Origin of the sequence: Staphylococcus coagulans, from assembly GCF_002901995.1 — a bacterium.
Taxonomy (GTDB): Bacteria; Bacillota; Bacilli; order Staphylococcales; family Staphylococcaceae; genus Staphylococcus; species Staphylococcus coagulans.
Window position 1 is genome coordinate 25,710 of sequence record NZ_PPQN01000009.1, and the last position, 14,303, is coordinate 40,012.

Sequence of the window (14,303 nt, forward strand, 5' to 3'; positions counted from 1 at the left end):
ATTCTTAGTAGCGATTTATCGAAACGTGTGGGTATCGAAGATTTTATGTCCTAGCTTCTTTGCACATTGTAAACAAAAAGAGGACAGCCTAATCACGATGATTTCTGTCCCCTTCTTTGAAAAGTTAAAGCTTCACTTTTGTGTATATTATTTCCGCTTCAAATGATTTTTGACACGATTAATCCAATTTCGTTTTGATTTTACAGGTTGTCCCATTTTAATTACATTTGATTCAGCAAGTTTTACGCCATAATCTTTTGCTTCTTGCATCAAATACTCTTGTGAGTTCAATGGTTCTAAATCATTTTCAATGTAATGATAAACACCCTGCGAATCTTGATAACGTCCTTTTTGATTATCCGATAATTGAAGATTTAAAAATTCAACTAACCGCTTCGCAATTTGTTTGTTCAATATAGGGAATAAAATTTCAACCCGTTTAATCATATTGCGCGTCATCATATCAGCTGAAGACAGATAAATTTTTTCATCTCCATTATTATAGAAGTAATAGATTCGAGAATGTTCTAAAAGACGTCCAACAATGCTGACAACTTCTATGTTGTCACTAACGCCAGGTATCCCTGGTTTCAAGCAACAAATTCCACGAATGATTAATTTGACTTCTACACCTGCTTGAGACGCTTCAAATAATTTTTTAATTAACGCTTTATCAGTTAGAGAGTTCATTTTCATCATCATTTTACCATTGCCAAATTGGCGATGACTTTCTATTTCTTGATCGATACGCTCAATAAAAGAATCTCTTATTTCATAAGGTGCCACAATCAACTTATGATAGTCCGGTTTCACCGAATAACCACTTAAATAATTAAAGAAATTCATTGCATCCTCACCAATTTCAGGATCAGTTGTAATGATACCCATATCGGTATATAATTTTGCGGTTTTATCGTTGTAGTTTCCTGTTCCTAGATGAACAAACGGAACTAACTGATGATTAATTCTTTTGACAACAAGTGTGATTTTACTATGCGTTTTAAGGTGCGTCATCCCGTACATGACGTGACACCCTGCCTCTTCCAACATTTTTGCCCAATGAACATTGTTTTCTTCATCAAAGCGCGCCTTGAGCTCGACCAGAACGGTCACTTGCTTTCCATTTTCTGCAGCGTGTTTAAGCGCTTCGATAATAGGCGAATCACTACTTACACGATACAAAGTTTGTTTAATCGCTAACGTGTTAGGGTCCTCTGAAGCTTCCTTAATAAAGTCAACAATTGGATCAAATGATTCATATGGGTGATGGAAGAAAATATCTCTTTTCATTGCTAAGTCATAAATATTATGACGTCCGAGTGATTGCGGGATTTGTGGTGTATAAGCCGGATAAGTTAATGATTTTAATTTATGTGATAAGTGATCTACCAACTCAAAAACAAACGTCAAATCGAGTGGCCCGTCTGTGTAATAGACATCTTGCTGTTCTAGTTCTAACGTATCGATTAACCAGTCCATATTCATATCACACGGTTCACGGTTGTCTATTTCCAATCTCACCGCAGCACCACTTTTTCGTTCTTTTAGAAAGCGCTCGATTTCTATAAGTAAATCTTCTGCGCCATCTTCATGAATGGTTAAATCCGCATTTCTTGTAATTCTAAAAGTATAGGTATTCAGTATTTCATACCCTTTAAAGAGGTGACCCATGAAAAAGGAAATCAAATCTTCAACTAAAACAATATATTGCTTGCTGCCTTCATTAACTGTAATAAATCGTTTAAGAAGCGTCGGTATTTGAACGATCGCTGCATTGATCTCATTACCTGTGTCAATATCTACAAATATATTGAGTGTTTTATTATTTAATTTTGGAAACGGCCGATAAGCATCAATTCCCAACGGTGTCAGTGTTGGCAAAATGTTTGATAAAAAGATGCTTTCTAATTTTTCTTTAAGCGATTCGCTCAAAGATTCAGGTTTACTAAAATAGATATTGTGTGTTTTTAATTGTTCTACGAGCGTATTAAAACGTTCATATTGGAATTTTACATTCTGACGATTTTTCTTTTCAATTTCCTTAAGTTGCTCTTGTGGTGTGAGCTGTGTTTTATTTTCAGGTTTATCGAAGCCCATTTTAACTTGATCTTTTAAACCTGCAACACGAACCATAAAAAATTCATCTAAGTTAGAACTTGCTATGGCAATAAATTTGAGTTGCTCTATCAATGGGTTTTGATGATCGCAGGCTTCTTGCAATACTCTATAATTAAAGTCTAACCAGCTCACTTCACGATTGTTATAATACTCCGGATGATTAATATCAAAACTTCCCTTTTCAATAGTCACTTTATTTGTTCACCCCATTAATCTTCTACGAAACATCACTTCATTTATGTTCTTAGCGTAACATAAAAATCTAAAGTCATTTTTCAAGATTTTGTAAACACAATATTAATTTTAGTTTTAAGCACTTTTTCAATATGCTTTTTCTGACGATTGGCTTGGTATGACTCGGCGATGGGTTCGCCTTTATAATAAACATTTAAATCATAAGCGTCTTTATTATGTTTTAACTCAACGCGACTCACACTATTTGTATTCGAAATATTAAGAGCATTTGTAAACTTAATCACACCACCCAATGTTTGAATCTCAGAAAGTTCATCATCGCTAAACCATTTCGTCTCATCACTATATATTTTTAACAACGTTTTATTTTTATAGCTTGCTAATAGCGCAAGACGTACACGTTCCTTGTGAGATAAACCATTAATACTTGAATTGGCAATGATATAGTACGTATGTTGTGAGCTTGAATCTGCATCAATAAATTTACCGAGATAATAAATATATGCCGCTTCAAGAAAAGCTTGCTTTGATGATACCTCAAAGTTCAATTTTTTGGCTTCTGAGAGTTGATTAAGTAATGATTGTGCAAGTTTAACGCGTTGTTGTGCACCTGTTTCTTCAATTTTGTATTCGTTCGCAAGGTGTCTCAAAGCATCACTTAGCACATTAGCTTTATTAAATTCATTTTTATGCTTTTTAGCAATTTGATTCATAATAAAGCCTTCACGAATACCTTTTCTAGAGAAAGTAAATGCTTTTGCATGAATCATATCAAAAAGCACGTTAAATACTGCAACTGCCGGCAATATTATATCGACACGATCTCGGCTCAGCCCATCTAAATTTAATAATTCATCACGTGTATATTTCTTCAGTTTTTGATAAACTTCTTTCAGATCTTCATGTGCCATCGTGTAACCATGAACACCAGCAATAGGATAATTATGTCCTGCTTGATGTACACGCGCACAGTTACGTGCCGATCCTCCAATACCGATTAATTTAACCTCTTTATTTTGAATCCAATCTACTTTTTCAAATTCACCTTTCAGAAACTTCTCCATTTTTTTAATTGCATCTTTATCATTATGCTCCTTGCCTTCAAAAAACATTCTGATTAAAGTAACAACCCCAAACGGAAAACTGATGGCTTGTTTAATATTTTTATCTTCGAACAATGTCAATTCAGTAGATCCACCACCGATATCAACTGTGATCCCATTTTGAATACTTGTTGTATGGGTCACAGCATATGCACCATAAAACGCCTCATCCTCTTCAGGAATGACAATGACTTTAATACCCAGCTCTTTTTGAATTGATTTTAAAATTTGAGGTTGATTTTTAGATTGTCGTATTGCTGCAGTTGCGATAGGATATAAATGTTTAACTTTAAATTTATCTGCAACTGTTTTAAAACTGCGCAGTGCGGTCGTCAATACATCAATACCTTCTTGTGTCATATTCTGATCATCGTCCAAATATTGACTTAACCTTGCAGGTGTTTTAATGTTTTGAATTTCATTTAACCCTGTACGTTCATCATATTGAAAAATAACCAAGCGAATCGTATTCGAACCAATATCTATTAAACCGTTTCGTTCCATGCTTTAAAAATGCCTCCAAACTATTTAGGATGAACCATGTTTTCGGGTTTAATCCATTCATCAAATTGCGCTTCTGTTAAATGTCCGGATTGAATTGCTGCTTCTTTTAATGTCAAACCTTCTTTATGGGCTTTCTTAGCAATGGCTGCTGCATTCTCATAACCGATATGAGGATTTAAAGCAGTTACAAGCATTAATGAACGGTTAAGATAATCATCAATATGTGATTCAATCGGTTCAATTCCTACTGCACAATTATCATTAAACGTGTTCATTCCATCTGCTAATAAATAAATAGATTGTAATGTATTATGCAAAATCACAGGTTTGAAAACGTTTAGTTCAAAGTTACCTTGTGAACTTGAAATACCTACTACAGTATCATTACCCATGACTTGAACAGCCACCATAGTCAACATTTCACATTGTGTTGGATTAACTTTACCCGGCATAATGGAAGAGCCTGGTTCATTTTCAGGAATAGAAATCTCTGCTAAGCCTGCACGTGGGCCTGAAGCTAACCATCTAATGTCGTTGGCAATTTTCATTAAATCAGCAGCTAAGGCTTTAAGTGTACCGTGCAATTGAACAACTTCATCATGTGCTGTTAAAGCATGGAATTTATTTTCAGAAGAAACAAACGAATAACCTGTATTTTCTGAAATATAAGCGGCTACTTTATTACCGAATTCGGGATGTGCATTAATACCTGTACCGACTGCAGTACCACCAATCGCTAAATTGAGAATATGTTTTTTAGATTCTGCTAATAAATTGTCACATACCTCTAACATATAGCGCCATCCACTCACTTCTTGACCGAGTGTAATAGGTGTAGCATCTTGTAAATGGGTACGTCCGATTTTAATAATATCTTTAAATGCTTGTTCTTTTTGATAGAAAGTATCTCTTAAGCGTTTTATTGCTGGTTCTAATTGCGTCTCTACTTGATGATATAAAGCAACATGCATGGCAGTTGGAAAAGTATCGTTAGAACTTTGAGATTTGTTCACATCATCATTAGGATGTATTTTTTCATCGATGCCTTTAGACGCTAAATATTCATTTGCAACGTGGCTTACGACTTCGTTAACATTCATATTGCTTTGCGTGCCGCTTCCTGTCTGCCATACTACTAATGGGAAATGTTCATCTAACTCACCCTTTAATATACGTTCACAAGCATAAATAATGGCATCTTTTTTAGCATCACTGAGTTTTCCTAATTCATGGTTTGCAAGTGCCGCTGCACGTTTTAATTGTGCAAAACCATATATCACTTCGATAGGCATCTTCTCTTTACCGACTGGAAAATTTTGCTTACTACGTTGTGTTTGCGCACCCCAATATTTATCTGCTGGCACTTCAATTTCACCAAATGTATCGTGTTCAATTCTTACTGACATTGATCTCGCTCCCCTTTAATTAGAATGTTATTCTTCAATTAAATTATAGCATTAATTGAAATGCCCATTCAATTCTGTTTCTGAGATAAAACAAAAAAGTAGTTTGCGCAGCGGTTAATAGAATTAACGCGTAACAGACTACTTTTTTAAGGATGACGAAATAAGTAAGGCTTATGCCTTGTCTTCTTTATTATGATTAAGAAATTTAATTTTTACAGCTTGAACAATAGCAATTGCAGATAATAAATATAAAATCAATCCAACCACCATTGTTATTGGACTAAGGTCGATTAATAGCCCCCAAAAACCTTGTAATTGTTGATAAAAGTCAGCAAGATATAGCGTCAATGCCACAGTAATCGCAATACAGCAAATCACACTAATAACAATACCTTTTTGATTTGCTCTTACAAAAGTTTGCGCGCTGGCAGCGCGGTCATCAATAAGACCATCGGATAGATTGAGTTGGAGTTGAACAACTTTGAACAACACAGGTAAATATAAAGTTCCTAAAGCAAGCGGAAATGCTTTAATAGACAATAGATTAATGATTGTTGATAATACGAGTAGCAATCCCCATTTACGATATAATTTCATGTATGTCACCTTTCAAATTTTTCTATAGCGCCCTTATTTTATCATATTTTATTACAGCTCAACGACAAAACAAGGCGAAAGTTTACAATCAACTTTCGCCCTGTTTTCTATCTTATAAAGGCAATATGTGTAGATTTGATTAAAAGATTACTTATCTGATCGAATATCAGCATCATGATCTTGATTTAATTTATCTTGATCATTTTTTTCTGAGATTTGTTCCATCTCTTTGCCCAATTCAACGACATCATCAAAACCTTCTACCATTTCATTTTCATATTGTTTTTGATCTTCTTTCATTAAATTGCCACCTCTAATTTATGCATATAATGAAGTAAAATAGGCTCTAACATCATCTGGTAAACCTTGTGCAGCCGCTTCATCAAGGACAATAGTCACCATACGATGTGTTTTTAATGTTGACGGTATAAAGCTCGTATTACCATTTTCTTCATATAATTTTTGAACTTGTGCCGCTTTATTTGAGCCTGTGACTACAACAATGATTTCACGCGCTGGCATTACGGCATCATTCATTGGTAACCCAATTTGTCCGTTTTCATCAATAGTTAATATTTGTAACGTTAATTTCCCTTTATTATCTTTCGTTTTAGCATGATGCGCAATAAATGATTCTACATTGTCATCATCTGGAACTTCGTGCACTTGTTTCTCTGGTACGCCTAATGATTTAAAAAATGACGCTTGCTTATCATAGTCCAAGATATGAATTTGACTAAAGTCGACACTATGACGATCAACATCTTGTTTTAAATAATCTAAAACTGGCGCTTGGTCTTCATTTAAATGGACACCTACAATTGAGGTAGGATTATTATTAAGCTGTTTTCTTAAGATATCTGCTGTATATGTTGCCACTGTTTCTGCATCTTTAAATACTTTAAAATTCATTGCCATTATCTTACACTCCTCTATTGTCCTTACTAGTCTATAACATTAATACCTACATACCCATTTTATCAATATATTAAAACATCATTCATTAGGCATCATGCTGACTCATGTTCACTTTCAATTATAACCTTTTTAGTAATTAAATTCTTGTGATAGCTGTCTTATCATGTTGATTGACAGAACTATTGTAAATTCGGATAATTTTGTTGTCTCAATGCCTCATATACTAAAATAGCAGCTGTATTTGATAGATTCAGGGCACGGACATTTTCATTCATCGGAATACGTAAAGCTGTACTTTCATATTTTTCTTTGACCCAATCCGGTAAGCCCGTTGTTTCTTTTCCAAATATGAAATAATAATCCTCATTAGGATCTGAAAAATCTTGTGAGGTATGATTTTTCGAACCAAATTTAGTGAGTAAGAAATACTGCCCCGCTGTTTGTTCGAAAAATGATTCAATATTATCATAATATGTAATTGAAACATATTTCCAATAATCTAAACCTGCACGTTTTAACATTTTGTCATCTGTGCTAAAACCTAATGGTCGAATTAAGTGTAATTTTGTATCTGTTGCTGCACATGTACGTGCAATATTTCCTGTATTTGCAGGTATTTCTGGTTGGTATAATACGACATGAATTGACATTATCCATCTCTCCTCATTTCTAAGCCTTTTAACATTTCAACTTGTACTTCTTCATCTTCATTTTCATAGTGTGCCATAATATAAGATTTGGCTAAATCGCCTTGAATTTGACCAATCGCCCAAAAAGCAGTTGCTCGAATAAGCGGTCTCGGATCATTTTCTGCGACCTCTTTTAAATCTGGAATCGCATCCTCTTCTTTAAAATGTGCTAATGCTATAATGGCATTACGTTGGATAGGTTTTTTGCCACGCCAAGCACCTGCAAGATGACCAAACGTATTTTTAAATGTTTTATTATTCATTTTCAATAACGGTACTAATCTTGGTTTTAAAATTTCTGGTTCTAATATAATATCATCTTGCTCAATATTAATCCCTCTATTTTTAGGGCAAACCTGCTGACAAGTGTCACAGCCGTATAAACGATTTCCAATTTTATAACGATATTCATCGGGCAAATAGCCTTTTGTTTGTGTTAAAAAACTAATACATTTTTGACTGTTTAATTGACCATCACCAACAAGTGCGCCAGTTGGACAACGATCGACACATATTGTACAATCGCCACAACTCTCCATGATTGGATCATCAGGAGGAAATGGGATATTCACTAACATTTCACCTAAATAGGTCCACGTTCCTAAATCAGGATGAATCACAAAACCATTTCTACCTACAAATCCTAATCCTGCACGTTCAGCAACAGCTCTATCAGATAAAACACCCGTATCTACCATAGACATCATTTCTGCATCGGGCACTTTAGCTTGGATAAATTTGGCTAACTTATCTAAACGCTTTCGCATAATGGTATGATAATCTTGTCCCCAAGAGGCCCGCGCAAACATACCACGTCGGTCTCCGCGAATACTTTTAGGCGCATTTTTTAGTTTGTTTGGATATCCTACTGAGATGGCAATAATAGATTTTGCTGTGGGTAATGATAACTTAGGCTCTGTTCTTAAAGCAATATCTGATTCTTCAAATCCAGATGCATACCCTTTCGCATGGTAATCCACTAATTTTTGCTTCAACTCATCAAACGGATCAGCTGTCGTAAAACCGATACGATTAATACCTATACTGTAGGCATATTCTATTATTTCTTCTTTTAATTGTAAGACATCCATAAACTCACCCCTTAAAAGTCACCACACTATTTTAACATATCTTTCTAGACCTGCGTTGTAATTCATTCAAGTTCTTTTTATTCAAATAAGCACAAAATAATAAAGAATGGCGTGCATACTCACCCATTGTTAGGTTATTGTCATTACTTACGCCATTCAAATTATTTATACATCATTATTTAACTAATACACGTTTTAAAAAGTTTTGCGTCCGTTGATGTTGCGGATTTTCAAAAACTTCATGAGAAGGTCCATCTTCAACAATATGGCCATCCGCCATGAATATCACACGATCACTCACGTTTTTGGCAAAGTCCATTTCGTGTGTTACAACCACCATAGTCATCCCTTCTTTTGCTAAAGATTTCATTACAGTCAACACTTCCCCGACAACTTCGGGATCAAGCGCTGATGTAGGTTCATCAAACAATAAAACATCAGGATTCATAGCAAGTGCACGTGCAATCGCAACCCTTTGCTTCTGTCCGCCAGACAATTGATTCGGATAGGCCTCAGCTTTATCTTTAAGACCAACTTTGTCTAATAAATCGAGCGCATGGGCCTTTAAAAATGCTTTGTCGCTTTTTTTCAATAAACTTGGGGCTAAAATAATATTATCAATTACTTTCTTATGCGGGAATAAATTAAAATTTTGGAAAACCATTCCCATTTTTTGACGTAGTTCATCAACTTTCGTCCCTTTTTCCGTTAAATCTCTTCCTTCAAAAATGACACTTCCTTTTGTAGGAACTTCTAATAAATTCATACAGCGTAATAAAGTACTTTTACCACTACCAGAGGGCCCGATAATAGCAACGACTTCCCCCTTATGAACTTCCATATCGATCTGTGCTAAAACTTCATTGTTTCCATACGTTTTACTTAATTGTTTAATTTTAATCACTGACTCTCATTCTCCCTTCAACAAAATACATCAAACGTGAAAGTGTGAACGTTAATACAAAATATAATACAGCTGCAATGAGTAACGGTGTAAATGGATCAAATGAGGCACCTTGTACCACTTGTGCATTGAACATAATTTCACTAACACCAATAACGGATACGATTGATGATTCTTTGATTACAGTTACAAATTCATTCCCTAAAGCAGGTAGAATATTTTTAATCGCTTGTGGCATAATCACTGTTTTCATCGTTTGAGCGTAACTCAAACCTAAACTTCTCGCCGCTTCCGTTTGACCTTTATCAACAGCATTAATACCAGCACGTATAATTTCTGCAATATAAGCAGAACAATTAATGACTAAAGCTACGGCACCACATATAAAAGCGGAAATATCGAGACCCAAAACTGCAGTCGTACCGAAAAACACTAAAAATACTTGTACAAGTAAAGGGGTTCCCCGTAAAAACTCAATGTAAAAAGAAGCAATCCATTTTAATGGCTTGATTGAACTAATTTTCATTAATGCAATGATTGCGCCTAAAACTGCCCCTAAGATTACACCGATGATTGAAATCAAAATTGTACTTTTTAAACCAGTTACAAAAAATGTACCGTATTTAGAAAAAAAGTTACCATCATTTTGCATCGCATCCGCAGCTATTTTCTCGTATTTTGGCATTAGATGTTGATCTTTTACATCTGCAATTGTTTGATTAACCTTATCCATTAACTCCGGAGAATGTTTAGGTATGGCAATAGCTGTAGGTTTGTCAGAATCCGCAAATGCTGCGTTAGAAAAAGTAAGGTCATCATTTTGTGTTAAATAAGCTTTGCTGACAGCACTGTCCATAACAATTGCATCTACTTTATTACTCTTTAATGATAAAATAACTTCTGGTAATCGTGTTAAAGATTGAATATCGGCATCTTCAATTTCATTTTTTGCTAACTCTTCTTGCGTCGTTTGTTTTTGGACTCCAATTCTCTTCCCTTTTAAATCATCCAAAGTTTGATAATGTGCTTTATCTTTTTTACGAATAACTACTTTTTGCTGAACAGTCATGTAGTTATCTGAAAAATCAACTTCTTTTTTACGCTCATCCGTCGGCGTCATACCCGAAATAATCATGTCGATTTTTCCCGTTTTTATAGCCCCTAATAAACTATCAAATTGCATATTCACAATTTTCAATTTAACGCCATTATCCTTGGCAATTTTTTTCGCAAGTTCAATATCGATACCTGCATATTCCCTCTCACCATGAACTGTTCTTTCAAATTCCATTGGTGCATAATCTGCTGAAAGTCCAACCTTCAAAACACCTCTTTTTTTAATGACTTGCCATTGATCCTCGCTTGCAGCTTTTGATACGTGTACAAGAGGCGATTGACATATAAGTGACACAACTATAAATAGTGCTGTAATTAGCTTCCCCAAATACTTCATCTCAGGACCTCCTTTTAAATTTATTCATTATTATACATATTTACGTAAGTTTATGCAATAACAAATTTTAAGAACGTACAGTTTATAGTGAGGTCACTAGCTTATATGATTTTTGTATACATTCCCATCTTATTATTAAAAGTCAATTGGGTGATAATTGTGGGAAATTCATAAAAAATGAACAAAAAACTATCGTATTGCAGTAAGAAAGTAAAGAAAAATAGAAAGTAAAAAAGACTGAGATTACGTCCTATATGACGACAACTCAGTCTCTCTAATTATATTGCACTATATGTATTTGTTTATGTATTCCATAAAGAATAGTGTTTATTGTTTCGGAATCTCAAAACGATAAATATCATCACGATAACCTGGTAAAATATTTTTACACACTTGATGAACAAACCACGCGACCGTAAATGGAACAATAAAATAACCAAATAGGAGTAAAATCATATTCATCGTTGGATCTCCATCCATACGGTTAAATGCATTAATCGGACCTACAAATCCAGAGTAACCAAATCCCGCAGACATAGGTGTTCCTTTAATACCAATAAGGTAGGTAATTAGTCCTGAAACGATGCCGTTTATTGTAAGAGGAATCATAATAATTGGATGTTTGAAATAAACAGGAATCATCATTTTTGTAGCACCAATAATAAGAACAACGAGAACACCTGCTTTATTCACACGCAATGAACCAACCAAAAATGTCATACTCGCAGCAACAATACCCATATTGCCTGCCCCACTCGCTAAGCCACTCAACGATACCGCCGTCGCTATAGCAACAAGAGAAATGGGCGTCACCATTAATAACGCAAAGGTTACTGCAATAAGAATACTCATTATAAGCGGGTTTAGCTCCGTAAAAGTTTGAATCATTTTACCTAAAGCACCTGTAATACGGCTTATATAAGGCAGTGTTAATAGACCGACAATACCTGAAAATACAGGAATCATAACAGGTAAAATAATCATATCGAGTGAGCCAAATTTGCCGTCTAACACTTTAAATAAGAAACAAGTGAGCATTACGATCAACATGACATTAATAATGTCCCCAACACCTTGTAAAATAAAATGACTCCCTTTAAATTGAATGACACCCGAGCCAATCATTGCTGAAGTACCAGTAAATACAACACCTGATCCAGAATATTTAAACGCATGCGCAGCCAGTGCACCAATAATAAATGGCATAAACGACTGAATCACGGTCACAATTTGATGGAGTTGCTCAAGGAGGGGCTGACCTTCTTTAAAAAATTTAAGCAATTCACCTAAAAATGCATTTGGTAATAATGCTATGACCACACCTGCTGCAACAGCATTTAAAATCACACTGAAAAAAGACTTGTTACTTGTTTTTTCTTTTGAAGTCACTTGTTGTGTCCTCCTCTATTAAGAATAGCTTTATCATAATATAAGATAAAAAATGAAACAATATGTAAATATAGATTTTAAATCATTTTTTGTATTATAAATTTTCTAAAAGTCATTACATCATCAACTATAAAGCTCATAAAGTTTAATACTCTACTAAAATTTATCATTATATAAACCCGGTACCCACAATGAAGTGCACATTTGTGCCCTTTCAAAATAACTTTATAGTTTGAATCATTTCATTATGAATTTAACTATCCTCAATGATTTTCAAATGATCACTACAATTCTAGTATAATTCTATTTTATTCCCTTTAACAATAGATATGTAGAGAATAGAGACTAAAACAAATTCAATTTAATTTTATCGTCTGAGCGTGATTACAATAAGCGTATAAAAAACAAGAAAAAAGAATAGGAAGCTAATTCAACTTCAATTCGATTTATTATAGAGCTGTGCTTTTGTATTGATACACTCTAGAGTTATCAAAAAGAAGTTAAGCAAATCAATTTGCTAAACTTTTTCTTTAATGTAGAACCAAACTTTTAATATATTCACAGACGCATCATTTTATGTATGAAACTTTCTGTAAGTCATCCCAAAAAAGAGATTAAGCAACATGATGCTGCTTAACCTCTATATTGCGATAATCAATCCTATTTAAGAGAGCCAAATAAAGGAGCTTCATCAGTTTGATATTAAACTGGATTCTCAGTTAAAAACAGGCAACATAAAAAGCCCCTAAATACAACGTTTAAGGGCTTTAATCTATACCGGTGGTCGGGGTCGAACCGACACGTCTGTGAAGACACGGGATTTTGAGTCCCGCGCGTCTGCCAATTCCGCCACACCGGCATAATCTAAAAAAATCCAATACTACTATTGGAAAATGGAGCGGAAGATAGGACTTGCACCTATACCTCTTTCCGGGAAGGAAAGTGTTCTAGAATTGAACTACTCCCGCATGATATGCAATTGTTATTTTAAATAATGGAGCGGAAGATAGGACTTACACCTATACCTCTTTCCGGGAAGGAAAGTGTTCTAAAAATTGAACTACTCCCGCATATGTCATATCAATGGAGGCGGCAACCGGATTTGAACCGGTGAATAGAGGTTTTGCAGACCTCGGCCTTACCACTTGGCTATGCCGCCAAAAGTAACTGGGCTAGCTGGATTCGAACCAGCGCGTGACGGAGTCAAAGTCCGTTGCCTTACCGCTTGGCTATAGCCCATTAATTTTAAATAAAGGGCGGTTGATGGGAATCGAACCCACGAGTGTCGGAACCACAATCCGATGCGTTAACCACTTCGCCACAACCGCCATGGCAGGGGCAGTAGGAATCGAACCCACATCAAAGGTTTTGGAGACCTCTATTCTACCGTTGAACTATGCCCCTATTGATATGGTGGAGGGGGGCAGATTCGAACTGCCGAACCCGAAGGAGCGGATTTACAGTCCGCCGCGTTTAGCCACTTCGCTACCCCTCCAAGACATAATGCCGGCCAGAGGACTTGAACCCCCAACCTACTGATTACAAGTCAGTTGCTCTACCAATTGAGCTAGGCCGGCAAAAAGTGGTTCAGGACGGAATCGAACCGCCGACACAAGGATTTTCAGTCCTTTGCTCTACCGACTGAGCTACTGAACCATATTACAAATGGCGGTCCCGACGGGAATCGAACCCGCGATCTCCTGCGTGACAGGCAGGCGTGTTAAACCGCTCCACTACGGGACCTTTAAAAATAATTGCGGGAGGCGGATTTGAACCACCGACCTTCGGGTTATGAGCCCGACGAGCTACCGAACTGCTCCATCCCGCGGTAATAATATTTATAATGGCGGAGGAAGAGGGATTCGAACCCCCGCGAGCCGTTAAGCCCCTGTCGGTTTTCAAGACCGATCCCTTCAGCCAGACTTGGGTATTCCTC

The 14,303-nt window shown here is 35.7% G+C and carries 11 protein-coding genes and 12 tRNA genes; all 23 read right to left on the reverse strand.

The window, feature by feature from the left end:
• Positions 1-147 precede the first annotated feature (147 nt).
• On the reverse strand, positions 148-2,310 hold the full coding sequence (locus CD118_RS01895; protein ID WP_103356167.1) for an RNA degradosome polyphosphate kinase: 2,163 nt from the start codon (positions 2,308-2,310) through the stop codon (positions 148-150).
• An 83-nt stretch (positions 2,311-2,393) separates the two neighbouring features.
• Positions 2,394-3,920: an exopolyphosphatase gene (ppx, locus tag CD118_RS01900; protein ID WP_103356168.1), complete on the reverse strand. Its 1,527-nt coding sequence runs from the start codon at positions 3,918-3,920 to the stop codon at positions 2,394-2,396.
• A 20-nt stretch (positions 3,921-3,940) separates the two neighbouring features.
• Complete coding sequence (fumC, locus tag CD118_RS01905) at positions 3,941-5,326, reverse strand: class II fumarate hydratase (RefSeq protein ID WP_050330579.1); 1,386 nt, start codon at positions 5,324-5,326, stop codon at positions 3,941-3,943.
• Between the two features lie 171 nt (positions 5,327-5,497).
• Positions 5,498-5,923: a hypothetical protein gene (locus tag CD118_RS01910; protein WP_050330578.1), complete on the reverse strand. Its 426-nt coding sequence runs from the start codon at positions 5,921-5,923 to the stop codon at positions 5,498-5,500.
• Positions 5,924-6,070: 147 nt separating this feature from the next.
• The gene (locus CD118_RS11945; protein ID WP_164905412.1) at positions 6,071-6,223 is read right to left on the reverse strand and encodes an SAS053 family DNA gyrase inhibitor; all 153 of its coding nucleotides are present in this window, start codon (positions 6,221-6,223) and stop codon (positions 6,071-6,073) included.
• 18 nt (positions 6,224-6,241) lie between these two features.
• Entirely contained in the window at positions 6,242-6,841 is a 600-nt protein-coding gene (locus CD118_RS01915) for a 6-phosphogluconolactonase (protein ID WP_050330577.1), read from the reverse strand.
• Between the two features lie 179 nt (positions 6,842-7,020).
• Entirely contained in the window at positions 7,021-7,491 is a 471-nt protein-coding gene (trmL, locus tag CD118_RS01920; protein WP_060829695.1) for a tRNA (uridine(34)/cytosine(34)/5-carboxymethylaminomethyluridine(34)-2'-O)-methyltransferase TrmL, read from the reverse strand.
• Positions 7,491-8,621: a tRNA epoxyqueuosine(34) reductase QueG gene (gene queG / locus CD118_RS01925; protein WP_060829694.1), complete on the reverse strand. Its 1,131-nt coding sequence runs from the start codon at positions 8,619-8,621 to the stop codon at positions 7,491-7,493. The genes trmL and queG overlap by 1 nt, the downstream gene beginning before the upstream one ends.
• Before the next feature lie 175 nt (positions 8,622-8,796).
• The gene (locus CD118_RS01930; protein ID WP_060829693.1) at positions 8,797-9,525 is read right to left on the reverse strand and encodes an amino acid ABC transporter ATP-binding protein; all 729 of its coding nucleotides are present in this window, start codon (positions 9,523-9,525) and stop codon (positions 8,797-8,799) included.
• Positions 9,518-10,978, reverse strand: a complete 1,461-nt coding sequence (locus CD118_RS01935) for an ABC transporter substrate-binding protein/permease (RefSeq protein WP_103356169.1) — start codon at positions 10,976-10,978, stop codon at positions 9,518-9,520. Before CD118_RS01935 ends, CD118_RS01930 begins: the two co-directional genes overlap by 8 nt.
• Positions 10,979-11,305: 327 nt before the next feature.
• On the reverse strand, positions 11,306-12,367 hold the full coding sequence (locus tag CD118_RS01940) for a PTS sugar transporter subunit IIC (protein WP_103356170.1): 1,062 nt from the start codon (positions 12,365-12,367) through the stop codon (positions 11,306-11,308).
• 775 nt (positions 12,368-13,142) lie between these two features.
• A tRNA-Leu gene (locus CD118_RS01945) sits at positions 13,143-13,226 on the reverse strand.
• A gap of 35 nt (positions 13,227-13,261) precedes the next feature.
• Positions 13,262-13,335 (reverse strand) — tRNA-Gly (locus CD118_RS01950).
• A 27-nt stretch (positions 13,336-13,362) separates the two neighbouring features.
• Positions 13,363-13,437: transfer RNA gene (locus CD118_RS01955), tRNA-Gly, on the reverse strand.
• Between the two features lie 14 nt (positions 13,438-13,451).
• Positions 13,452-13,526: transfer RNA gene (locus CD118_RS01960), tRNA-Cys, on the reverse strand.
• An 8-nt stretch (positions 13,527-13,534) separates the two neighbouring features.
• Positions 13,535-13,606: transfer RNA gene (locus CD118_RS01965), tRNA-Gln, on the reverse strand.
• 16 nt (positions 13,607-13,622) lie between these two features.
• Positions 13,623-13,695 (reverse strand) — tRNA-His (locus tag CD118_RS01970).
• A 2-nt stretch (positions 13,696-13,697) separates the two neighbouring features.
• Positions 13,698-13,771: transfer RNA gene (locus CD118_RS01975), tRNA-Trp, on the reverse strand.
• A gap of 7 nt (positions 13,772-13,778) precedes the next feature.
• Positions 13,779-13,862, reverse strand: a tRNA-Tyr gene (locus tag CD118_RS01980).
• A gap of 9 nt (positions 13,863-13,871) precedes the next feature.
• Positions 13,872-13,944, reverse strand: a tRNA-Thr gene (locus CD118_RS01985).
• Between the two features lie 6 nt (positions 13,945-13,950).
• Positions 13,951-14,023 (reverse strand) — tRNA-Phe (locus CD118_RS01990).
• A 10-nt stretch (positions 14,024-14,033) separates the two neighbouring features.
• A tRNA-Asp gene (locus tag CD118_RS01995) sits at positions 14,034-14,110 on the reverse strand.
• 11 nt (positions 14,111-14,121) lie between these two features.
• A tRNA-Met gene (locus tag CD118_RS02000) sits at positions 14,122-14,195 on the reverse strand.
• Between the last annotated feature and the right edge of the window lie 108 nt (positions 14,196-14,303).